Raw genomic sequence first — 21335 nt, 5'->3', positions numbered from 1 at the left:
ACTCCGGCCTTTTACTTTGATAACTCATGCGGAAGGGTTAAGCCGCCTGTTCGCGTTCCGGAAGCGGCGTTTCGCCCTTATTTTCGCGGATCAGGTTGATGAAGCGGCGGAACAGATAGTGCGAATCCTGTGGGCCAGGCGATGCTTCCGGATGGTGCTGCACCGAGAATACTGGCTTGCCGACGACGCGCAGGCCGCAATTGGTGCCGTCGAAGAGCGACACATGCGTTTCCTCGACATTTTCCGGCAGCGAGTCTGAATCGACCGCGAAGCCGTGGTTCATCGAGACGATCTCGACCTTGCCGGTCGTGTAGTCCTTCACCGGATGGTTGGCGCCGTGATGGCCCTGATGCATCTTCTCGGTGCGTCCGCCAAGAGCGAGCGCCAGCATCTGGTGGCCGAGGCAGATGCCGAAGACCGGAAGGTCGGTTTCGACAAGCTTCTTGATGGTTGGAACGGCATATTCGCCGGTCGCTGCCGGATCGCCGGGGCCGTTGGACAGGAAGACGCCATCCGGGTTGTGGGCCAGAACGTCTTCAGCCGTAGCCGTCGCAGGCAGCACGGTGACCTTTGCGCCGAGGCCGGTGAGCAGGCGCAGAATGTTACGCTTCACGCCGAAGTCGAGCGCTACCACGTGGTACTCCGGGGCATCCTGCTCGCCATAGCCGTTGGCGAGCGTCCATGGCGTTTCTTTCCATGTGAGGCTCTGGCCAACCGTGACGTCCTTGGCGAGATCGAGATTTTCAAGACCGCTCCAAGCGGCGGCGCGAGCCTTCAGTGCGTCGAGGTCGAACTTGCCGCTTGGATCATGCGCGATGACCGCGTTCTGTGCGCCGCGCTCACGGATGAGCGAGGTCAGCGCGCGCGTGTCGATACCGGCCAGCGCAATGACGCCGCGGTGCTTCAGCCAGGCGTCCAGATCTTCCGTTGCGCGGAAGTTCGATGGTGACGTGATGTCGGCCTTGAAGATCGCGCCGACCGCGCCGTGGCGATTGGCTGGCGTCAGGTCTTCAATGTCTTCGGCATTGGTGCCGACATTGCCGATATGCGGGAAGGTGAAGGTTACGATCTGACCGGCATAAGACGGGTCGGTCAGGATTTCTTCGTAACCGGTCAGTGCCGTGTTGAACACGACTTCGGCTTCGATAGCGCCGATTGCGCCAAGGCCTTTGCCTTCAATCACGGTTCCATCGGCAAGTACGAGGATGGCGGTTCGCTTCTCAACAGTCCAGGGTGCTGTTTTCGGTGTGGTTTCTGTCATGATCTGCACTCCTGTTTGGTTAGCCGCGCGCCAGCGTGTGCTAATACTTCGTTACCAGTTAGAGCGTCGAACTGATGGAATCAAATCGACGCTCTAACTGTTTGTTTTCATGCATGCCGTTGTCCCAAAACCGGTTTCCACTTTTGGGCGGCAAGCTTTATGCGGCACGTATCCATGTTTCAGCCAGCCACACTGCCGTTACAGGCGAATGGCTTGAAAGATGGAGCGTCAAGGGTCATATATGCGCCAAAAGGCAGCGGGGATTTGAAACCTCCCGCCGCGAGCACGTGCCGATGTCCTGCTAAGCCTTGAGCAATAGAGAAACTTGAAGGCCGGGTCAATCGTCCGCAGCCATGCTTTCCTGAAATAATGACGATAATCGTCGTATTATTATTTCTCGGGATGGTGGTTCGGACAGCTCGGCGATTCTATTCGCTTGCTGTATAGATGCAGGAAACGAACAATACAGAACTTACACCGTCAGGAGAGACGTTATGCTTCGCCAGGAGATTTCCCAGGCCCTCACGACCGCGCTGAAAGCACAGGAGAAGCGTCGCATGTCGACGCTGCGTTTGATCCTGGCTGCGGTAAAGGACCGAGATATCGCCAACCGTACCGCTGGCAAGGACCCGGTCGGGGATGAAGAATTGCTGGGCATTCTCGGCAAGATGGTCAAGCAGCGCGAAGAATCTGCCCGTATCTATGAAGAAGGCAGCCGACTTGAGCTCGCAGAAGCCGAGCGTGAGGAAATCACGATCATTTCCGAGTTTCTGCCGCAGCAGATGACCGAGGATGAAGTCAAACAGGCCTGTGCGGATGTGATTGCCGAAATCGGCGCCCAGGGCCTGCGCGACATGGGCAAGTGCATGGCTGTTCTTAAAGAGCGCTATGCAGGCAAGATGGATTTCACCAAGGCCAGCGCCATCGTGAAATCGCTTCTGCAGTGAAAGCGTGAGGCATAAGTGCCTTTGTTTTGTTTAGCCCCCGCTCTCGCGGGGGCTTTTTCTTGTGCTATGCATGACAAGGATTAATCGATGACCGGATGTGAACCGATGAAAACAGCTTTGCTTGTCATAGACGTTCAAAACGACATCGTGGCGGGGACGGGGACGCCGGAACGGCAGCCTGCTATCGACCATGCCCTCGATGAGATTGTCATCAGACTGCGTGATCTGCGGGAGAAAGCGCGTCAGGCCGGCATTCCGGTCATCATGGTGCAGCATGATGGCGGTCCGGGCGACGAACTTGAAAGAGGCATAGCCGGTTGGGAAATCCGCGAAGAACTTGCTTTAAAACCGGGAGATGTTCTCGTTGAGAAGCGCAGCTGCGACTCTTTCCATGAGACGGATCTTCAGGCTCTTTTGCAAAAGCTGGGTATTTCGCATCTCGTCGTCGGTGGTTGCCAGACGCAATATTGCATCGACACGACTGTCCGGCGCGCTGTTTCTCTCGGTTATGACGTCACTCTGATTGGGGACGCGCATACCACGGGCGACACTGCCAGCCTGCAATTTGCGGATATCGTTGCGCATCACAACGAAACGTTGAATGGCTTCAAGGCTGGAAATGCCCGTGTTCGGGTTCGCCCTGCCGCGGATATTTCCTTTTGATATTCAACGCCATGCGGCAACGGGTGTGTACCCGCCGCCGCATGGTCTGATTTCAGCTCTGCTTGACGGTCTTGAGCCGCGTATCGCTGAGGAGGCCCTGTTCTTCGAGGACGGGATAGGCCATTGAGGCGAGCAGCGAGTTGATCTGCTTGAGATCGCGGATGGTATCGAGATGGATGCTGCTTGTCTCGATGCTGCGGGTGGCACCCTCGCGCAGGCGGCTGAAATGGCGCATGCTGGTCTGCTTTTCCAGTTCACGCAGCTGGTCTTTTTCCTGCACTAGCTGACGGGCCGTGCGACCATCGCGTGAGACGATCACATTGAATGCCATATGCGCATTGGCCAGAACCATGGCGTGGAAATGGCTGAGTTCCTTCCAGCCTTCCTCGGTGAATTCCAGTTTGTGATCCATCTTCTTTTGAACATGCGCCAGCATGTTGCGCACGATGATGTCGCCGACCTGCTCAAGCTTCACGCATGCGCCCAGCAATTCCTGCATGCGCAGCGACTCGAAATCGCTGAGCTCATGGGTTGCAAGCTTGGTCAGATAGAGCTTGATCGCGGCATGGCGCTTGTCCACGCGGTCATCGAGGGCTTCGAGTTCATCGATCCGCACCTGATCGGGCTTTTCATAAAGCTCGATGATCCGCCGCAGCATGACTTCGATCGTGTCGCAGACGCCGACCACTTCGCGGGTTGCATTGGCAAGCGCCTGCGAGGGTCGGTCGAGCACGGCGGTATCGAGCGCGCTATACTGCTCGATCTCGATCGGCTGCTGCGACGCCGGGGCGTTCTTGTCCGCATTGAGATTGACCAGTGCCTCGGTTGCGCGCAGCACGAGGCCGGAAAGTGGAATGCCGGCAATCATCACGATGACATTGAACAGGATATGCGCATTGACCACCTGCGAAACCGGATCGGTGCCGAGAAAGGCGACCGACGGTTTGAAGGTCTGGTAAAGCACCAGCATGACCAATGATCCGGCGCCGCGCATCAAGAGATTGCCGAGCGGCACGACGCGGGTTTCCGGTGGTGCATGCCGGGTCAGGATCGGGGCGATGATCGACGAACCCAGATTGACGCCGAGAACCATCACCACGGCGAGCTCTGGATGGATCAACCCGCGCGAGGCAAAGGTGGTGAGCAGGATGACGGCGGCAACGCTCGAATGAAACAGCCATGTCATGAGGGCGGCAAGCAGATAGGCCGTGATCGGATCGCCTGACAGATAGTCGACGATGACTGGCAGCAATTCGCTTTGCCGCAGCGGCTCGGTGGCCTGTCCGGTCATTTCCAGCGACATGATGAGCAGGCCGATGCCGACCAGAATGCGGCCGATCTGGCGCCAGTCGCGACGTTCGGTGGTCATGAAGATGCCGGTGCCGATGACAAGGCAGAGCGGCACCAGAAGGGTGAGGTCGTAGCTCAGGATCTTGACGACGAGGGCGGAGCCAAGCTCACCGCCGCGCACGGCCATGAGACCTGCGACACCGCTGACAAAACCTGAACCGACAAATGAACCGACGAGAAGCGTAACCGCTGTCGAGCTTTGCAGGGCGACAGCAAGGGCAAGGCCAAAGGCGACGGAAAGCAGCGGGTTCTGCATCTGGTTGCGCAGGCGTCTGCGCAGCCGGTCGCCATAGGCACGCTCCACCCCGGTCCGAACCATGCGGGTTGCCCAGAGCAAGAGGGCGACAGCGCCGGCCAGGTGCAAAAGGACCAAAGAACCATTCACGGCAAAATCCCTTCGGGTTGGAGGTGGACATTTGTGATTAAGCTAACGCAACAAATGAAGAAAAAATATGTTCCGGCTAATCAATTCTCCAAGAGATATGGGCTTGTTCGCAACTAAAAGCAATCCATTCCCGCAGCGTCATGACGGATATATGACAGTTTTGTGACAGTTCGCTTGTTTGGCAGCGACATGTGATTAGCGGGGAGGGACATGCCTGCGCGATGGACTGTCAGAACGGGCGAGCCTATATAGGCTATAGACTATCACCTGCCGGCCAGAGCGAACTGCCCGAACGAACTGAAAGTGAAATCTGTAATGCGTTTTCCGCCCTCCTTTCTCGATGAGATCAGAGACCGCGTCCCGATCTCGACGCTGATAGGAACGCGTGCTTCGTTCGACCGCAAGAAAAGCAATCCGCCCAAGGGTGATTTCTGGGCATGCTGCCCGTTCCATGGCGAGAAGACGCCAAGCTTCCACTGTGAAGATCGCAAGGGCCGCTATCATTGTTTCGGCTGCGGCGTAACCGGCGATCACTTCAAGTTTCTGACTGATCTTGAAGGCTTGAGTTTCCCTGAAGCGGTGGAACGCGTTGCCGATATGGCGGGCGTTCCGATGCCCGCGCGCGATCCGGAAATGGAAAAGCGCGAGGCACAGCGCGCAACGCTTTATGATGTCATGGAGCTCGCAGCGCAGTTTTTTGAAAACCAGTTGCAAAGTGGCGTCGGTGCCAAGGCGCGCGCTTATCTGCGGGATCGCGGACTTTCGACCGCGACCCAGCAGGCGTTCCGCATTGGCTATGCGCCGGAATCGCGCAATGCCTTGAAGGAGTTTCTGGCTGGCAAAGGCGTGTCGCGCGAGCAGATCGAGGCGTGCGGCCTTGTCGTGCATGGCGAGGGCATTGCCGTTTCCTATGACCGCTTTCGCGATCGCGTCATGTTCCCGATCGAGGATTTGCGCGGGCGCATTATTGCTTTCGGCGGGCGTGCGCTCTCTGCCGATGCTCCGGCCAAATATCTGAACTCGCCGGAAACCGAACTCTTTCACAAGGGGCGGGTTCTCTATAACGGATTGCGGGCGCGCAAGGCCTGCCAGCCGCAAGCTGGAGAACCGGCCAAATCCATCATTGCCGTTGAAGGCTATATGGATGTGATTGCGCTTGCGCAGGCAGGTATCCATCAGGTGGTGGCCCCGCTTGGCACGGCACTGACGGAAGAGCAGCTCGAACTTCTCTGGCGCATCAGCCCTGAACCCGTTCTGTGTTTCGATGGCGACGGGGCGGGGCTTCGTGCCGCATATCGTGCCGTCGATCTCGGGTTGCCTGCCTTGCAGCCGGGCAAATCGTTGCGCTTTGCGCTATTGCCGGAAGGGCAGGACCCGGACGATCTGGTCAAGGCGGAAGGACCAGCCGCATTTCACGCGGTCTTGCATGACGCCAGACCGCTGGTCGATATGGTATGGACGCGGGAGACGACGGGCGGCGTGTTCGATACGCCCGAACGGCGGGCCGAACTGGAAGCACGCTTGCGCGAAATTACCAGCCGCATCGCGAATGAGGATATTCGGCGCCACTACAGTCAGGATATGCGCGACCGGGCACAGGCCTTTTTCGGGCAGGGTCGCCATCAGGGGCGCCAAGGCTATCAAGGCGGCGGACAGCGCAATTCGTCTTTCAATCGCAGGAATGATGGCGGGCGTGGACGCGGTGGACCTGCTGGCGGCAATGGTCGTCTTGCGATTTCCGACAGTCTGGTACGCTCCACGCTGGTCAAGGGCGGCAGGCCGGGCGCCGGATCTCACGCTCCCTTGCGCGAAACAGCAATTGTGCTGACGCTTCTCAATCATCCGCGACTGATCGAAGAGGATTTCGAGACCCTGGCCGCACTTGATCTGGGACATGAAGCGCTCAAGTCGCTGCATCTGGCCATGCTGGATTTGCTGGCTGCCGGTCACATGGAAGATGGCCACGCCATGCGGCGCGCACTCGTCAATGCCGGTCATGGCGAACAGATTGAAATGCTCGAACTTGTGGTAAAGGGTGCGAAACTCTGGACTGCGACGGCTCTGGCCGCAGAAGATGATGCACGCGAAGCGCTTCGGCAGGCGCTTCACTTGCATCAGCGTGCGCGCACACTACATAAGGAACTGCGAGCCGTTGAGGCTGCGCTTGAAACAGACGAGACGGGCGAATTGTTTGCGCGTCTCAGAGATATACAAAATCAGATTTTGAAAGCTGATGCGACTGAAGCTCTGATCGACGGTTTTGGCCTGTCTTCAGGGCGCCCGCCCGGCGGTTTCTGATTCGGATTTCCGAATCAGTCATGCGAGAAAAGCCGGAAATGCGGGGTTGCGATCCGGAAAACGTGCTCTATCTGGCCAGCGAAGAGGCTGCGACAACAAAATGATTCGCTTTTTAAGCGCGAATCAGGTGAGTCGCTCTTGACGTATGGCGTAAATGACGGAATCACGACAGTTCGAACAAGGAAAAGAACAGAAACCGGTGATATCCGAGGCTGCAGGGCGGCAAGCTGGGTCCGGGCCGAAACATGGCCGGGAAAAGGTCCGGTAAAAGGCAATGTCTGGTTGACCGCCCGATCTGCCCACAAGAAATCGGAGATGAAGAAGCCCGATACCGATGGCAAGGTTAATCCGCCATTAAGAGGAAATCGGCTACTCGCAGAATCAACTGACGGATTGCGGCCTCGCAAAACTGTCCGAGAACTCTATATATCTTAGAAGCGACCGGGGTCGCCTGGAGAAGAACATATGGCAACGAAGGTTAAGGAAAACGAAGAAGCCGAAGTCGAGCGCGAAGGTGCTGCCGACGGTCCGCTTCTCGACCTTTCTGACGATGCTGTCAAGAAGATGATCAAACTCGCGAAGAAGCGCGGCTACGTCACCATGGACGAGCTGAATGCCGTGCTGCCTTCCGAAGAAGTGACATCCGAGCAGATCGAAGACACGATGTCGATGCTTTCCGATATGGGCATCAACGTCGTTGAAGATGACGAGCAGGACAACGACCGCGAAGAGAACAACGACGACGACTCGGAAGAGGGCGGCGATCTGGTTGAGTCTGGCGGTACGGCTGTTGCTACCACCACGACCAAGAAAGAGCCGACCGACCGTACCGACGATCCGGTGCGCATGTATCTGCGCGAAATGGGTTCCGTCGAGCTTCTGTCGCGTGAAGGCGAAATTGCGATTGCAAAGCGCATCGAGGCCGGTCGTGAAACGATGATCGCCGGGCTTTGCGAAAGCCCGCTGACCTTCCAGGCGATCATCATCTGGCGCGACCAGTTGAACGATTCCAACATTCTGCTGCGCGAAATCATCGACCTCGAAACCACCTATGCCGGTCCGGAAGCCAAGCAGGCTCCCGTGATCGAGCGCGTGGAAGAGGAAAAGCCGCGCGATGACAAGCCTCAGCGCCGCTCGCGTGATGACGACGACATTACCAATGTCGGCGGCGACATGCCCACGGAAGAAGAGGAAGAGGACGAAGACGAAGCCAACCTGTCGCTGGCGGCCATGGAAGCCGAACTGCGTCCACAGGTCATGGAAACGCTCGACCTTATCGCCGACACCTACAAGAAACTGCGCAAGCTGCAGGACCAGCAGGTCGAGGGCCGTCTGGCCGCGACCGGCGAACTGTCGTCGAGCCAGGAGCGTCGCTACAAGGAACTGAAAGATCAGCTCATCAAGGCAGTGAAGTCGCTGTCGCTGAACCAGAACCGTATCGAACAGCTCGTCGAACAGCTTTACGACATCAACAAGCGTCTGGTGCAGAACGAAGGCAAGCTGCTGCGTCTGGCCGAATCCTTCGGCGTGCGTCGTGAGGAATTCCTGAAGGAATATCAGGGCCACGAGCTGGACCCGAAGTGGGTGGAGCGCGTCAGCACGCTTTCCGCCCGTGGCTGGAAGGAATTCGCAGCCAAGGAAGAGCGCGCCATCGACCGTCTGCGTTCTGAAATCCAGATGCTGGCGACCGAAACCGCGATTTCCATCGGCGAATTCCGCCGTATCGTCAATCAGGTGCAGAAGGGCGAACGCGAAGCGACCATCGCCAAGAAGGAAATGGTCGAAGCCAACCTTCGCCTCGTCATCTCGATTGCCAAGAAGTACACGAACCGTGGTCTGCAGTTCCTCGATCTTATTCAGGAAGGCAATATCGGCCTGATGAAGGCTGTCGACAAGTTCGAGTATCGCCGCGGTTACAAGTTCTCGACCTATGCGACCTGGTGGATTCGTCAGGCAATCACCCGTTCGATTGCCGATCAGGCGCGCACCATCCGTATTCCGGTGCATATGATCGAGACGATCAACAAGATCGTTCGTACGTCGCGCCAGATGCTGCATGAAATCGGTCGTGAGCCGACGCCGGAAGAACTGGCTGAAAAGCTCGCAATGCCACTCGAAAAAGTGCGCAAGGTGCTGAAGATCGCCAAGGAGCCGATCTCGCTCGAAACGCCGGTTGGCGACGAGGAAGATTCACATCTGGGCGATTTCATCGAGGACAAGAACGCGCTTCTGCCAATCGATGCCGCCATTCAGGCCAATCTGCGCGATACGACGACCCGTGTTCTGGCTTCGCTGACGCCGCGTGAAGAACGTGTTCTGCGTATGCGCTTCGGCATCGGCATGAACACCGATCATACGCTGGAAGAAGTTGGCCAGCAGTTCTCTGTTACCCGCGAACGTATCCGCCAGATCGAGGCCAAGGCGCTGCGCAAGCTGAAGCATCCGAGCCGTTCGCGTAAGCTGCGTTCGTTCCTCGATAGCTAGGGCCTCGATAGCTAGGGCCCCGATAGCTAGGGCCTGGATAGCTGAACTGAATAAAAACATACGGGAAGGGGAGGCGATATGTCTTTTTTGAAGCGTCTTTTCGGTGGGGGCTCTGCCTCCGAGACACCGGCAGAGCCGAAAGAGGCTGGTCGCCTTGAGCACAAGGACTTTCTGATCATTGCCACGCCCTATAGTGAGGGCGGGCAATATCAGGTTTGCGGCGTCATTTCCAAGACGATCAATGGCGAAGTGAAGGAATATCGCTTCGTTCGTGCCGACCGTTGCCCCGGCATCGAAGATGCCGCCAGCATTTCGCTGAACAAGGGCCGGCAGATTGTGGATGAACAGGGCGAAGCTATTTTCCGCTGAATCGTCTGCAAGAGAATTGAAAAAGCCGCGCACGCAAAATGCGCGGCTTTTGCTGTTTAGAGGTTAATGCGGGTCGCACACCATGGCGACCATTCTGCGCACGAGGGGCAGAATGGCGAGGAGAACCGGAAAGGCGACCACCCACGAAAGAGCCCATGCCGTCATCCAGCTCGATGCGAGATGGGGATGGGTAACACCAAGGCTCTTGGCGGTTGCAATCAACGACACAATGAACGTCATCATGATCGATAGAATGAACGGCATCACGATGGATGCATAGCGTGCGGGCAGCTTCCTGCGGCGTGCGCATTCAAACTGAGACATCTGTATTCCTGAATATTATGCGGGAAAGGCGCAACGAAACATCAATGTGAATTGCCGTTCCCGGCGAGATTGATGCGTTGCCTAACGTAAGACGCTTACGGTCATGATGATGACGTGGGTCTAATAACCCGATAAGGATTGAATATCAAGTGTTCTGTAATGGCGGCGATTTGTCCACGCCATTCCCGACATAATTCCATTATACGCTGCATCATGAACGACAAACCATTCTGGCGCACCAAGACCTTGAATCAGCTCACCCGCAGCGAGTGGGAGAGCCTGTGTGACGGTTGCGGCCAATGCTGCCTGCATAAATTGCAGGATGACGACACAAACGAGATTTACTGGACCAGCGTTGCCTGCACGCTGCTCAACCCGGATAGCTGCCAGTGCCGTGATTATCCGAATCGCAAGAAGACGGTGCCGGACTGCGTTTTCCTGACACCGGAAATCGTTGACGAAGTGGATTGGCTGCCTGTCACCTGTGCCTATCGTCTGGTTGCAGAAGGTTCGGACCTCTATTGGTGGCATCCGTTGGTTTCGGGTTCACCCGAAACGGTGCACGAGGCAGGTGTTTCCGTTCGCGGCAAGGTGACGGCTTTCGATCACGATCTGGAAGATGACGATGATTATCTGGATCATATGGTGATGCCGGGCCATCGCTGATGGCTCGCTTGCGTTTTTCAAACATTGCGTAAATTTAATCTGTGCTTCAAATATCGTGGCGCGAACTTTGTTCTCTCATAACATATTGAATTTATTAAATTTATAGAGGATGCGTTCCGAGCTTCACCTCCGCTTCACAGGAAGCTGAATGGCACATGAACGTGAGTTTTTCATTCTGTTCATCTTTCGGGCGCTACTTCTCGGGTGTCTCAGGCAAGACCTGAAAACAAATTGAAAGAGGTTCAAAGATGTCTGCTATTTCGCTCAAGTCGTTCGTCGTAACCGCCGCTCTTGGTGTTGCCGCCATCTTCACGACGGCAGCTTCGGCCAGCGCCGCATCACCGATTGTTGCTCCAGCCATCAGCACGCCGGCAAGCTCTGCCATCGTGAATGTCGACTACCGAGACTATCGCCATGGCCGTCCGGTCTATCGCGGTCCTGCCTGCTCTGTGGAAGGTGCCAAGATGAAGGCTAACCGCATGGGCATCCGCAATGCGCGTGTCGTCTATCGTGGCAAGTCGGTTCAGGTTCGCGGCTTCCGTCACGGCCGTCCTGCCGGTGTTGTATTCGCTAATGTACGCGGCTGCCCGATCATTCGCTAACGGCATAGTAGAGTTTCAAAAGCCCCGGCCTGAGCAATCAGGCCGGGGCTTTTCATTTATCGCAGGCAAAAGAAAAGGGGCGCTGGTGCGCCCCTTTGTTATAGCCAATTGAGTTGCCGTTATTCCTTGATTTCGAAAACGACATTGACCGAAACGTTGTAGCTGTTTTCGCCTGCTGCAACGGGCACTGCATCTTCCGGTGCTGCGGCAGCCATGGTCTTGAACTGTGCGCGAGCGATCGGCATCGGCATGGGTGGGCGGCTCTGCTCGTTGATCTCGACAACGCGACCGATACCTACACCGGCGGCATCGGCAAGCGTCTTCGCCTTGGCGATCGCGTCGGCAACGGCGCGCTTGCGCGCTTCATTGATCGTGGCTGCCGGATTGTCGTTGACGAAATTCAGATCGCCACCCTGATTGACGCCGAGCGTGACGGATTCGTCAAGCACGTTGCCAACCTTGGCCAGATCGCGCACGCGAACCGTCAGGCTGTTTGAAACCGTATAGCCGGTGATGCTTGGCTCTTTCAGGCCGTTCTTGTCGTCCGGATAGACATAACGCGGCTGGATGCTGATGCCGCCGGTCTGAAGATCGCGATCTTCAATGCCAGCTTTCTTCATGGCTTCGAGTACTTTCGCCATGGCTTCATTGTTGGCAGTCATGGCTTCGCGCGCGGTCTTTGCTTCGCGCAATACAGAGAGATTGAGGATGGCCATATCGGGTGAGGCGGTCATGGTGCCTTCGCCGGTGACGGCGATACGCGCAGGCTGCTTCGTCATCTGATTCTCCTGTGCCAGCGCTGGCAACGTCAGTGCGCCTGCGAGCATGATTGCAGAAAAGGAGGTTGCAAGAAGAGTGGTAGCGCGGTTGTTCATAAAATCTCCTGTAGAGAAAGTTGAGGCAGCTCTGGCAAAGCTGGTTGCACCGGTGCGGCTGGCCGCTTTGCCTTTGAAATCACTTATTTCTTAAGTTCCCTCTGTTGTCTGAAACCAACGATATCAGATTCGAAATGCGTGCCAATTGCAACTCTCGGTTCAAATCAGAAGGACCGTGGTTCTAGAGCGGTTCCAGTTAAAGCGGAGTCGCTGGAACCGCTCTAACTATTTGTTTCGTCGCATTATCCTACGCAAAACCGCTTCGCACTTTTGCTGGAAATGCTCTAGGTTGCATGCATCGCAACTGAATATGTGCGCATTAGGGCAACTGATGCATTTGACAGCTTGTGTCCCGGCTTTCTTTAGGGTAGGTCAACGTTGCGTGGGGCCTGTAGCTCAATTGGTTAGAGCCGGCGGCTCATAACCGCTTGGTTGGGGGTTCGAGTCCCTCCGGGCCCACCATTTCCTGTTCTTTAGATTTCCAGATCGTGCTAACGGGGCACCGACATTCATCGCATGGCCGTGGGGTGTTGGTATGAACGTTGGAATTGGAAATCTGGATTCCAACAGGAGGGCATAATGGCTCTTGCTGATGCAGCTTGCAGGGCGATTTAAGGCTAGCAACAGCTATACATACTAAGCGATGCGGGCGGTTTCAGCTACGGTCCGGCAACGGCCTCGATATTCTCTCATATATCATGTCTGTGGAATGCTGATCTGTTTGGACAGACCGGCATTTTCGTTTTCATCGCCAACTTTCAACAAAATTTAGCAGTTCGTTAAGAAAATAGTAACGCAATGAAACAATTTTTTAAGTGACGTGAACTGGCAACAAAATGGAGGTTTTGGGCGATGAGAAAAAATGCAACCACCGTTGCGCTGGCATTGGCAGGGTTGGTGGCGAGTTCTCTCGCGGCTTCAGCGAAGACGAGTTATTTGGGTGAATTCCGCGATTGGGGCGTTTACCAGAACACCGAGCTTGCGGGTAACAAATGTTACGCTCTGACTGTACCGATCAATTTTCATCCGACCGGCGTGCAGCATGGCGACAATTTCGTGATTATTTCCAAGGCAGATGGCCAATATAGCCCGCAATTGGTGATGGGTTATCAGCTTAAGGCCAATAGTTCGGTCAATGTGATGGTGGATGGCGCGCGCTTTCCCTTCTTCACGGAGGGCAATCGCGCCTGGGCGGAAAATGTTGCCGATGAGGCGAAGCTGATGCGCGCTATGCGCTCGGGCAAAACGCTCAATGTGCAGGCGACCTCGGCACGCGGTACGCAGACCCGCTATACGTTTTCTCTGATGGGGTTGTCGGCATCTCTGCAGCGCGTGGATGGCTGCCGGTAACAATCGAAAAAGCCCTGCCAGTCGGCAGGGCCTTTTCTTGAAGGATGCGGCTTTATGAAAGCCAGGTCTGGCGATTGTACCAATCGTCCAGACCGGAACGCACCCGGTCCTTCTCTACGCCGTAGCGTTCCTGGATTTTGCCTTCCAACTGCTCGCGCCGGCCATTGATCTGGTCGAGATCGTCATCGGTGAGCTTACCCCACTGTTCCTTGATCTTGCCCTTGGCCTGTTTCCAGTTTCCTTCAACGCGATTCCAGTCCATTGGTTGGTCCTCCGTTCTGGGTTGGTCACGGTTAACTAACGCAGCGGAGTGCGATTGGTTCAGCTAAAAATTGCAGATCCTGCTTAAAGACCGAGGAACTTGAAGGGCTCGCTTTCCTTGAAACTGTCGTTGACGACACCATTAAAGGTGTTGGTCTGATTGACGCCGAGGTCTAGTTTCTTGACCTTGCCGGTCTCCGGCGAAAAGTCGATGTCCTTCAGGTCAATCCAGAAGACATTGGGTGTCAAAGCGGATTCGAAGAAGTAGAGCTTGCGTTTCTGGTCGGCTACCGTTCGCCAGCGCGTCGAGGAGATGTTCGGCTGGTCCGGTGTCGTCAGGCCAAAAGGTACCGAGGTGTTACGGATGATGCTGAACACACTGGCAATCGACTCAACAGGGTCTTCGGTTTTTGGAACGGCGTTTACGTAGAACGATGCACGCGCGAAGCGATCAGACGCGCGATTGGTGCCGGGCAGCATGACAGTGCCGCCAATCTGGGTCCAGTAGGAATTGAGCGCAAGCTGCTCGTCATAGGTCGGTGAGTTGGTCATTACCTGATATTGCTTGCCGTGGTGAATCACCTGCTTGCCGTTGATATATTCGATGACCGCGCTGTCGCCGGTGGAATCGGATATCGCCAGATGCAACGTGGCCAGTCTGTCTTCGCCGGGCACCTTGTCCGTCACGATAGTGAAAGGCTCTGTGCGGAGCGTTTTGACCGCCTCATCGACCGTCGCAAAGTTATCGAGCACATATTGCGCCCATGCCGCGATGCTGAGGCCCGGCGTGGTGCCGTCATATTTCGGATATTCGGATTCGACCAGCCACAGGGCGCCGACGGAAAGTCCAGCTTCGTTCAGCCCGTCTGTCGTGGAAATATCGTAACCGGAGGCGATGACGCTGCCATATTTGGACGTCCACTGGAGCGAGTTCTTGCCCGCCTCGCCGGAACGTTTCATGCCGCGTGGAAAAATCCAGAGATTGGTTGCAACATCCACTTTCCAATCCATGGATCGGGCGGTCATCACCTGATCGCTGGCTCCGTGATAAACGAAACGCGTGCAGGCTTCGGCAATCGGTGCGGCAAGCATGCTGCTTGCAACGAGTGCTGTGGTGCAGATGCTGGAAAAAGACCGTTTCAAAATCGGCATGGATCGTCCCCCTGTGATGCCCGGTAGTCTCGCGAGCAGAATGCCCTCGCAACGCAATATAAGGCAGTGGTTATAAGTGGAAAGGCAGGCGCGCAGGTTTTAACGCTCGCCCATATATCCGCGCTGCTTCCATTGCTGGAGCGGCATGATGTCTGGCGGTCCGCCGCCTGCCTCATACCAGGAATCGACTGCCCATTTCTGACCCTGCTTGTCTTCGATGACGGCAGTCCAGTGCGGATAACGACCGTCGAAAAAGGCGCCGCGTGATGTGCGGCGCGCGACCGTGTGATGTTTCAGCCAGCCACGTGATTGCAGATAGCGCAGGAAGTTATCGGTATTGGTCGATTCATCGATGCAATCCATCTGACCCTTGATGCGGGCCTTGCCGAATTGCATTTTCGGTTTGTCCCGGACGCCGATAAAGGCCGTGCTGCGCTGCTCGAAGATCGCAACTGCCGTTCGCAATGCCTTCCGCTCGCCGTCCGCGCTGCGACTGCCATTGTGCAGAAGGTTTCGGATGCGCTGCTCGTCCTTCGCAGTCAGCGTAACCTTGGTCCGATAATGGCATTCATAACCGTGGCAGACGCTGAAGGTCTGCGCCGAAGCCTGTCCGACCGGCAACACCAAACCTATGAGGGCACTAGCGCCCAGCAGTTTCATCAAATCGCTGCTCCGCATTCCAACTGTTCGTTTTGAATACCGCATCTTGTCTGAAAATCGTTTCACATTTTTCGGGGTTCTATCCGAAGATATTTCCCTGCAATTTCAGCAAGATAAAATAGATCGAATCTCCCGGCATCTTAGCCGTGCTTGTGGCTGGTGAAAAGGAGGGACGGTTCAAGGCGTTCCAGCCCCTGATAGGGATTGGCATGGATTGCAAGAATCCAGAGACAGAAAGAGGCAGTGAGCGAATAGATGACGAGCGCCTTCACGCCAGCCCGCACGCGGTCCGCGTGGGTGGCGGCGATGGTTATTGCTGTCAGAAATGTCAGCGAAAGCACGAGATACCATTTGTAATAGTCGATTGAGGTCGATCCGACGGCCAGGCGCGTATTGCGTGCGTCCTGCAACTCATCGAAGTCGTTGATAAGCTGCGAGATAACAGGTGAGGGTACGTCGGTGCGCGCCAGATTGATGATCTCGCGTCTTATGTTCTGCAGCGCGGTTTCGACGGAACCCGCCGGCTCGACATTGATCTTGTCGCGCCATTCGTCGTCAATGACGGCAAGGCGATAGCCGGTAAGAGCCGCCGTAAGTTCGGGCGCGTTCAATATGTCTGTATGGGAGGTTCCGATCAGGCGGGATATGGCGGAGCGTTCTTCGCTGATCGCCTGATCAGCCCGGGAATTGACGCTCCAGATATCGGCGGCGACAAAGCCGAGCGATAGGGCCCAGGCCGTTGCAATGGTGCTGATAAACGCACCGATCGGAATAGATAGGACGTCGCTGGCTGCATGCCTGGACAGCATGTCGAGCGCGAAACGTCCAACTGCATAGAACACAATTCCGAGTATCGCGAAGGCTGCAAAAGAAAGATAGATCGGCAACTCAAAGATATAAGTCATTCCTCCCCCCACTTGATATCGAACCTATTATTATCGGAAGTAGTTGAATTTTACTTAGAGTGCGTTTCGATCTGATTGAAACAGATCGGCGCTCTAACTTTTTGTTTTTACGCACATCTTATCCGAAAGCTGTTTCACCCTTTTCGGGAAGTGCTTTAGAACGGATCAACGGGCATGAATAACAAAAGCCCGCCGGTTTTGCCGGCGGGCCAAACAAATGAAAATAATTTTGTCGCGAATTAGAACGAGACGGAGAAACCGACGACCGGCCCATGCTGGGTCACGTCATATTTGAACTTCTCGACCGTATCGTTGTCTTTGTAATCCTGATAGAGCGCCCGATAGCCGACGCGAAATGTTGTCGGGACGTCAAAGACGAGCGTGCGGTAACCGAGATAAATCTGACCGTTGGCGCTGAGTTTGGTTCCAGCCCCGAAGCCGCCAATGTCAGCTTCTGCGAAAATGTTCCACCGGTCATTGATGTCATAGAAGACGCGCGTACCGACGAATGGATCAGTCCATTCCACCTTGCGCGATCCGCTGAAACGGCCAACTTCCAGCCCGGCTTCCAGCTTTGTCCAGCGAACACCGACTGTCGGTTCAATTGCGAAAACGCGCTGGTTTCCGAAGAGTGTCGTTCCTTCGAGCTGCTGTTCATAGATACGATAGTAAGCACCGCCTGACAGGCTCGTCGTCTTGATGTCGAGCGCAAGCTCGTTGTCGCGAAGGCTCTCCTTCTGACTGGTCTTGACGTACTGTCCGTCGATGAAAAAGCCAACCGTTCCGTTGCTGATATCGACATTGCCCATGAGGCCCATATCGAGATTGTCGAGAATCTCACTGAACGGCATATGCACATCGGTGCTGTGCCCGAGCAATCCGGCACTACCGTTGAGCGATACACCCCAGAGATAAGGGCTGACGACCACGCGCCAGCGCTGCTGATCCTGAATTTCTGGTTGTGGCGTCACTGCATCTGCGGCCAGCGATGCTGCTGATGCGCCTATTAAAACAGTTGATGCTAATATAATACTTCTGGCAACTTTTAGCAGTAAATTCCCGCTATGGTTACGTGATCTTCCGTCTTTCACCGAAAAAACCCCCTCGGTTATGTATTAGCAATTTCGATAATACATCAGATTCAAATCTTTCTCCATATATATGTTAATCATTCGGGGAAATAAACTGGAAATTGATACTTATATTAAGGTTTGTTCTGTTGACTTTCATTGGGTGCAGCCATTTATTTGCGATGGGAGCAGCACCTCCGTCCTCTTCGAGGTGAGGTGGGGAAGTTAGTTTGGCAATTTTAAAAATGACAAATCGTGGAGTAACGAGGTCATCATGAAAACGAAACAGTCTATCTGGAAGTCGTCGCGCCGGATGTTTGCGCGGGGCGCCGCAACGGCTCTCATCGCTGCAGCTCTGATCGCTCCTCAGGCAGCATCCGCCTGCACCAGCTTCGTTCTCCCGACGAGCGACGGCGGCATGGTCTACGGGCGCACGATGGAATTCGCGTTCGAACTCAAGTCCGATATGATTGTCGTTCCGCGAAACTATGCTTTCACGGCAACTGCTGCCGATGCGAAGCCCGGCAAGCAGTGGAAGAGCAAATATGCCGTGATCGGCATGAACGCTTTTGGCATTCCGGCTCTGACGGATGGCATGAATGAAAAGGGACTTGCTGGCGGAATTCTCTATTTCCCGGATTTCGCCAAGTTTCAGGACCCTTCCACAGCCAAGGCTGAAGACAGTCTCGCCCCGTGGGATGTGTTGAGCTGGGCGCTGACCAATTTCTCGACTGTAGCCGAAGTGAAGGATGCGCTTGCCAGCATTGCCGTGATTGATGTCAAGCAACCCAATATGGGCTTTGCGCCTCCGGTTCATTATACGCTGCACGATGCGACCGGTGCATCGATCGTTATCGAACCCGTTGATGGCAAGCTGAAGGTTTACGACAATCCGCTCGGCGTGATGACGAATTCGCCTCCCTTCGACTGGCATATGACCAATCTGCGCAATTACGTTCACCTGTCGCCAGACAACAACAAGCCTCTTACGGTCAACGGTGCTACGTTCAAGCCGTTGGGCGAAGGCTCCGGTATGCTGGGCGTCCCCGGTGATACGACGCCGCCGTCAAGGTTCGTTCGCGCAACGGCTTTCGTCCTGTCGGCAGCCAAGGTGCCGAGTGGTAAGCAAAGCGTTCGTCTGGCAGAGCATATCGCCAATAATTTCGACATTCCCAAAGGCTGGATTGTGGAACCCGGCGCACCGCTTGAATACACGCAGTGGACGACCATTGCTGACATGAAAAACATGACTTACTACGTGAAGACCTATGACGATCAGGTTCTGCGTGGCGCGGCGTTCAAGGATTATGATCTTGATGCCAAGGACATGGTGACGATCAAGATGCAGCCGCGGCTGGACCCTCCGGCGCTGACCGACAAGTAAGTCTTTTCGGGAATTGAAAGCTTGGAGCGCCGATCTGATTGAACCGGATCGGCGCTCTATATGTTTGTGCGGTCGCTTTCAGGGTGAAATCTTGAAAGGACGACCTCTGCTACGGCACGTCGTCGGAAGCAGTCGGGCCGCCTTCATTCTCCAGGTTGGCGATGCGCCGTGTTTCCGACCGGTTGAATTTCAGGCGCACGCCAGCACCACCGCCGTTTTCCGGGATGAACAGCGCTCCGGCTTTTTCCAGTGCTTCGGTCAATGCCGCTGTCTGTTCGTCCGATGGCTTGCCGAGCTTGCGTTCAAATTGCTCGATTGTCGCAGCGTCGACGCCGGATAGTTGAGCCAAACGGTCGCGTGAGAATTCCACGAGGGCTCTGGCTGCACGGCATTGAGGTCCGGTTATCATCGTCTGGTTCTCCCCTTGCAGTTATTACGAAAGACAGATGCTGGAAATGCTCTCTCCGTTTGTTTTCAAGCATGTCTTTATCCCGAAACGGATTCCCATTTTCGGGAGGCATGCTCTAATGATGATCGGAGTTGCCACCCTTCTTGCCCGCGCCGTTGATGATCGTTTCGAGCAGCCAGGGCTTATGGTCGATTATATCGGAAAGCTCCTGCAGACCTATTTGCGAACCGGCTTCCTTCAGCAGCGCGTTGGCTACCGAGGCCGACCCGTTCTTGCCATCAAGTGCCATGCGATGCGCTCGTCTGATCAGAAGTTCCGGCTGTGAAAAACTGCTCTCGGCAAGTCTTTTTTCTATTCGTCTCTGTAGCTCTTCCGGAGCAATCATTTGTTGAATTCCCTTATTCCTGAAGGGCACGCAACCGATAGCGGTTTGCCACCCACACTATGAATTTATGTTGAGATAAAGTTTTTGCCACGTGACAATTCGTACAAATCTGATGTTTTGGCAGATTTTACTGTGAGGGCGAGCAGCTGGAATTATGCGTTCGTTCTACTTTAGTATCACGGAATAGTAACGAAATATTTCAGCACATCAAATCCGCAAAGAAGCCAAATTATTGCCACGCTTTCTCTTGTTTGCATCTGATGGCCTACTTACATAGCCGATACGCCTTGGCGGGAAGAGCAGTGGTCAGGTAGAGCGCGCGACGGGAAGCGGATTTCGCTTCGCGGGAAGTAGCGCTGTAGCGACCAGTGCCTGTTTCCGTTTGATAACAATAATAATTCGATGGTTTGCAATGGCCACTCTTCGATACTTTATCTGGCCCATGGTTTTCACCGTATTGGGTCTCGCAGGTGCTCTCTGTCTCGGCTACGAAATGACCGGCACCTTTGGGGGAATGGTCTCCGTCTTCATCATCTGTGCGGTTCTGAGCGTTCTCGAAATTTCGCTTTCTTTCGATAACGCCATCGTCAATGCGCGCATCCTGCGCGACATGACGCCGGAATGGCAGCATCGCTTCCTGACCTGGGGCATCGTGATTGCCGTTTTCGGCATGCGCATCATTTTCCCGCTGGCTATCGTTGCGGTTGCCATGTGGACCGATCCGATCTCGGCACTGAAACTTGCGATCTGGCAGCCGGACGAATATGCCCGCGTGATTGCGGATTCGCATACGGGTATCGCGGCCTTTGGCGGTACGTTCCTGCTGATGGTTGGCATGAAGTATTTCTTCGATGTCGAGAAGGATGTGCACTGGATCAAGGCCATCGAAAGCCGCATGTCGAAGTTCGCTTCGGTGCAGGGGGTGGAGATCGGTGTCGCAATCGCTCTCATCATCTTCTTCTCCTATCAGCTGGATGCCGAGCATTCGCACACATTCCTGATTGCAGCCCTGTTCGGTCTTCTGACCTTCCTCGCTGTCGAAGGACTGGGCGAGGTTTTGGACGCGACGCAGGAGCAGATGGATATGGTCCATCGCGGTGGCCTGGGCGCCTTCATCTATCTTGAAGTGCTGGATGCCAGCTTCTCGTTCGACGGTGTTATCGGTGCGTTCGCGCTGACCACGAACCTTTTCATCATCGCCATTGGTCTTGGTATCGGCGCATTCTATGTGCGTTCGCTCACCATCATGCTTGTCGAGCGCAAGACGCTTGGCCAGTATCGTTATCTCGAACACGGCGCGTTCTATGCGATCCTGGTTCTGGCGGTCATCATGTATGTCCAGACGCTGGTACATATCCCGGAAGTCATTACAGGTCTTATCGGCGCGGCTTTGATTGGTCTCTCGTTCATGTCTTCGCTGCGCTACAACCGGCTCAATCCGAACTGGCAGGAAGAAGCCGAAGAGGTCACAGGGCACTAAACTGCGCAGTGTCGTTGGATCAAAGGGGCAGCTTCGGCTGCCCTTTTTGTTGGCC

At 55.3% G+C, this 21335-nt stretch carries 21 protein-coding genes and 1 tRNA gene; 11 read left to right on the top strand and 11 right to left on the bottom strand.

The features are described 5' to 3' along the window. Positions 1 to 37: 37 nt before the first annotated feature. Positions 38 to 1261, bottom strand: coding sequence for a glutamine-hydrolyzing carbamoyl-phosphate synthase small subunit (gene carA / locus F9K94_RS04820; RefSeq protein ID WP_151643933.1), 1224 nt, complete (start codon positions 1259 to 1261; stop codon positions 38 to 40). A 494-nt stretch (positions 1262 to 1755) separates the two neighbouring features. Between carA and F9K94_RS04815 the strand changes: the two genes are divergently transcribed. Continuing rightward, positions 1756 to 2208 carry a GatB/YqeY domain-containing protein gene (locus tag F9K94_RS04815; protein ID WP_012091702.1) on the top strand — a complete coding sequence of 151 codons (453 nt, stop codon included), beginning with the start codon at positions 1756 to 1758 and terminating at the stop codon, positions 2206 to 2208. A gap of 105 nt (positions 2209 to 2313) precedes the next feature. Then, positions 2314 to 2871, top strand: a complete 558-nt coding sequence (locus F9K94_RS04810) for a cysteine hydrolase family protein (RefSeq protein ID WP_151643931.1) — start codon at positions 2314 to 2316, stop codon at positions 2869 to 2871. 52 nt (positions 2872 to 2923) lie between these two features. Here the strand turns inward: F9K94_RS04810 and F9K94_RS04805 are convergent, their stop codons facing one another. Continuing rightward, positions 2924 to 4606, bottom strand: coding sequence for a Na/Pi cotransporter family protein (locus tag F9K94_RS04805; protein ID WP_151558229.1), 1683 nt, complete (start codon positions 4604 to 4606; stop codon positions 2924 to 2926). 315 nt (positions 4607 to 4921) lie between these two features. Between F9K94_RS04805 and dnaG the strand changes: the two genes are divergently transcribed. The 3 genes from dnaG to F9K94_RS04790 all read left to right on the top strand — a co-directional run bounded on the left by dnaG (position 4922) and on the right by F9K94_RS04790 (position 9757). After that, positions 4922 to 6904: a DNA primase gene (gene dnaG / locus F9K94_RS04800; protein WP_151643929.1), complete on the top strand. Its 1983-nt coding sequence runs from the start codon at positions 4922 to 4924 to the stop codon at positions 6902 to 6904. A gap of 465 nt (positions 6905 to 7369) precedes the next feature. After that, positions 7370 to 9388 (top strand): RNA polymerase sigma factor RpoD, encoded by a 2019-nt coding sequence (gene rpoD / locus F9K94_RS04795; protein WP_109987182.1) that lies wholly within the window; start codon positions 7370 to 7372, stop codon positions 9386 to 9388. Between the two features lie 78 nt (positions 9389 to 9466). Beyond that, positions 9467 to 9757, top strand: coding sequence for an HlyU family transcriptional regulator (locus tag F9K94_RS04790; protein WP_151643927.1), 291 nt, complete (start codon positions 9467 to 9469; stop codon positions 9755 to 9757). A 63-nt stretch (positions 9758 to 9820) separates the two neighbouring features. On the opposite strand, the gene F9K94_RS04785 is transcribed toward F9K94_RS04790, so the two are convergent. Continuing rightward, positions 9821 to 10081 (bottom strand): DUF2798 domain-containing protein, encoded by a 261-nt coding sequence (locus F9K94_RS04785; protein WP_151558224.1) that lies wholly within the window; start codon positions 10079 to 10081, stop codon positions 9821 to 9823. A 213-nt stretch (positions 10082 to 10294) separates the two neighbouring features. Between F9K94_RS04785 and F9K94_RS04780 the strand changes: the two genes are divergently transcribed. After that, positions 10295 to 10747: a YcgN family cysteine cluster protein gene (locus F9K94_RS04780; RefSeq protein WP_061346462.1), complete on the top strand. Its 453-nt coding sequence runs from the start codon at positions 10295 to 10297 to the stop codon at positions 10745 to 10747. A 248-nt stretch (positions 10748 to 10995) separates the two neighbouring features. After that, positions 10996 to 11349 (top strand): hypothetical protein, encoded by a 354-nt coding sequence (locus F9K94_RS04775; RefSeq protein WP_061345966.1) that lies wholly within the window; start codon positions 10996 to 10998, stop codon positions 11347 to 11349. A 119-nt stretch (positions 11350 to 11468) separates the two neighbouring features. On the opposite strand, the gene F9K94_RS04770 is transcribed toward F9K94_RS04775, so the two are convergent. Next, the gene (locus tag F9K94_RS04770) at positions 11469 to 12224 is read right to left on the bottom strand and encodes an SIMPL domain-containing protein (protein ID WP_061345967.1); all 756 of its coding nucleotides are present in this window, start codon (positions 12222 to 12224) and stop codon (positions 11469 to 11471) included. A 385-nt stretch (positions 12225 to 12609) separates the two neighbouring features. On the opposite strand from F9K94_RS04770, the gene F9K94_RS04765 reads away from it, so the two are divergent. Together F9K94_RS04765 and F9K94_RS04760 are read left to right on the top strand one after the other, a co-directional pair. Further along, positions 12610 to 12686 (top strand) — tRNA-Ile (locus F9K94_RS04765). A 390-nt stretch (positions 12687 to 13076) separates the two neighbouring features. Then, positions 13077 to 13574: an invasion associated locus B family protein gene (locus F9K94_RS04760; RefSeq protein WP_061345968.1), complete on the top strand. Its 498-nt coding sequence runs from the start codon at positions 13077 to 13079 to the stop codon at positions 13572 to 13574. 52 nt (positions 13575 to 13626) lie between these two features. Here F9K94_RS04760 and F9K94_RS04755 read toward each other — a convergent pair whose 3' ends face one another. The 5 genes from F9K94_RS04755 to F9K94_RS04735 all read right to left on the bottom strand — a co-directional run bounded on the left by F9K94_RS04755 (position 13627) and on the right by F9K94_RS04735 (position 17583). Further along, positions 13627 to 13836, bottom strand: a complete 210-nt coding sequence (locus F9K94_RS04755) for a CsbD family protein (protein WP_151643925.1) — start codon at positions 13834 to 13836, stop codon at positions 13627 to 13629. Between the two features lie 83 nt (positions 13837 to 13919). Continuing rightward, a complete protein-coding gene (locus F9K94_RS04750) occupies positions 13920 to 14987 on the bottom strand; it encodes a linear amide C-N hydrolase (RefSeq protein WP_151643923.1) in 1068 nt (355 codons plus the stop codon). Between the two features lie 99 nt (positions 14988 to 15086). Beyond that, positions 15087 to 15647: a hypothetical protein gene (locus F9K94_RS04745; RefSeq protein ID WP_151644134.1), complete on the bottom strand. Its 561-nt coding sequence runs from the start codon at positions 15645 to 15647 to the stop codon at positions 15087 to 15089. A gap of 140 nt (positions 15648 to 15787) precedes the next feature. Further along, on the bottom strand, positions 15788 to 16552 hold the full coding sequence (locus F9K94_RS04740) for a bestrophin-like domain (protein WP_061345972.1): 765 nt from the start codon (positions 16550 to 16552) through the stop codon (positions 15788 to 15790). Between the two features lie 239 nt (positions 16553 to 16791). After that, positions 16792 to 17583 carry a hypothetical protein gene (locus tag F9K94_RS04735; protein ID WP_407922029.1) on the bottom strand — a complete coding sequence of 264 codons (792 nt, stop codon included), beginning with the start codon at positions 17581 to 17583 and terminating at the stop codon, positions 16792 to 16794. Between the two features lie 313 nt (positions 17584 to 17896). On the opposite strand from F9K94_RS04735, the gene F9K94_RS04730 reads away from it, so the two are divergent. Beyond that, the gene (locus F9K94_RS04730; RefSeq protein WP_151643919.1) at positions 17897 to 19006 is read left to right on the top strand and encodes a linear amide C-N hydrolase; all 1110 of its coding nucleotides are present in this window, start codon (positions 17897 to 17899) and stop codon (positions 19004 to 19006) included. A 109-nt stretch (positions 19007 to 19115) separates the two neighbouring features. On the opposite strand, the gene F9K94_RS04725 is transcribed toward F9K94_RS04730, so the two are convergent. After that, positions 19116 to 19415, bottom strand: coding sequence for a helix-turn-helix domain-containing protein (locus F9K94_RS04725; RefSeq protein ID WP_061345975.1), 300 nt, complete (start codon positions 19413 to 19415; stop codon positions 19116 to 19118). Between the two features lie 115 nt (positions 19416 to 19530). Continuing rightward, the gene (locus F9K94_RS04720) at positions 19531 to 19800 is read right to left on the bottom strand and encodes a hypothetical protein (RefSeq protein ID WP_061345976.1); all 270 of its coding nucleotides are present in this window, start codon (positions 19798 to 19800) and stop codon (positions 19531 to 19533) included. Positions 19801 to 20212: 412 nt separating this feature from the next. On the opposite strand from F9K94_RS04720, the gene F9K94_RS04715 reads away from it, so the two are divergent. Continuing rightward, on the top strand, positions 20213 to 21280 hold the full coding sequence (locus F9K94_RS04715) for a DUF475 domain-containing protein (RefSeq protein WP_151643917.1): 1068 nt from the start codon (positions 20213 to 20215) through the stop codon (positions 21278 to 21280). Positions 21281 to 21335: the final 55 nt, after the last annotated feature.

It is taken from the genome of Brucella tritici (assembly GCF_008932285.1).
Classification (GTDB): domain Bacteria; phylum Pseudomonadota; class Alphaproteobacteria; order Rhizobiales; family Rhizobiaceae; genus Brucella; species Brucella tritici.
Note: the sequence above shows the minus strand (reverse complement) of the source record. Positions and strands in the feature narration are given on the sequence as shown.

What these genes read in the sequence shown, in the direction of transcription:
- carA (WP_151643933.1), bottom strand. Translation starts at nt 1,261, where the DNA reads ATGACAGAAACCACACCGAAAACAGCACCCTGGACTGTTGAGAAGCGA.
- F9K94_RS04815 (WP_012091702.1), top strand. Translation starts at nt 1,756, where the DNA reads ATGCTTCGCCAGGAGATTTCCCAGGCCCTCACGACCGCGCTGAAAGCA.
- F9K94_RS04810 (WP_151643931.1), top strand. Translation starts at nt 2,314, where the DNA reads ATGAAAACAGCTTTGCTTGTCATAGACGTTCAAAACGACATCGTGGCG.
- dnaG (WP_151643929.1), top strand. Translation starts at nt 4,922, where the DNA reads ATGCGTTTTCCGCCCTCCTTTCTCGATGAGATCAGAGACCGCGTCCCG.
- rpoD (WP_109987182.1), top strand. Translation starts at nt 7,370, where the DNA reads ATGGCAACGAAGGTTAAGGAAAACGAAGAAGCCGAAGTCGAGCGCGAA.
- F9K94_RS04790 (WP_151643927.1), top strand. Translation starts at nt 9,467, where the DNA reads ATGTCTTTTTTGAAGCGTCTTTTCGGTGGGGGCTCTGCCTCCGAGACA.
- F9K94_RS04785 (WP_151558224.1), bottom strand. Translation starts at nt 10,081, where the DNA reads ATGTCTCAGTTTGAATGCGCACGCCGCAGGAAGCTGCCCGCACGCTAT.
- F9K94_RS04780 (WP_061346462.1), top strand. Translation starts at nt 10,295, where the DNA reads ATGAACGACAAACCATTCTGGCGCACCAAGACCTTGAATCAGCTCACC.
- F9K94_RS04775 (WP_061345966.1), top strand. Translation starts at nt 10,996, where the DNA reads ATGTCTGCTATTTCGCTCAAGTCGTTCGTCGTAACCGCCGCTCTTGGT.
- F9K94_RS04770 (WP_061345967.1), bottom strand. Translation starts at nt 12,224, where the DNA reads ATGAACAACCGCGCTACCACTCTTCTTGCAACCTCCTTTTCTGCAATC.
- F9K94_RS04760 (WP_061345968.1), top strand. Translation starts at nt 13,077, where the DNA reads ATGAGAAAAAATGCAACCACCGTTGCGCTGGCATTGGCAGGGTTGGTG.
- F9K94_RS04755 (WP_151643925.1), bottom strand. Translation starts at nt 13,836, where the DNA reads ATGGACTGGAATCGCGTTGAAGGAAACTGGAAACAGGCCAAGGGCAAG.
- F9K94_RS04750 (WP_151643923.1), bottom strand. Translation starts at nt 14,987, where the DNA reads ATGCCGATTTTGAAACGGTCTTTTTCCAGCATCTGCACCACAGCACTC.
- F9K94_RS04745 (WP_151644134.1), bottom strand. Translation starts at nt 15,647, where the DNA reads ATGAAACTGCTGGGCGCTAGTGCCCTCATAGGTTTGGTGTTGCCGGTC.
- F9K94_RS04740 (WP_061345972.1), bottom strand. Translation starts at nt 16,552, where the DNA reads ATGACTTATATCTTTGAGTTGCCGATCTATCTTTCTTTTGCAGCCTTC.
- F9K94_RS04730 (WP_151643919.1), top strand. Translation starts at nt 17,897, where the DNA reads ATGAAAACGAAACAGTCTATCTGGAAGTCGTCGCGCCGGATGTTTGCG.
- F9K94_RS04725 (WP_061345975.1), bottom strand. Translation starts at nt 19,415, where the DNA reads ATGATAACCGGACCTCAATGCCGTGCAGCCAGAGCCCTCGTGGAATTC.
- F9K94_RS04720 (WP_061345976.1), bottom strand. Translation starts at nt 19,800, where the DNA reads ATGATTGCTCCGGAAGAGCTACAGAGACGAATAGAAAAAAGACTTGCC.
- F9K94_RS04715 (WP_151643917.1), top strand. Translation starts at nt 20,213, where the DNA reads ATGGCCACTCTTCGATACTTTATCTGGCCCATGGTTTTCACCGTATTG.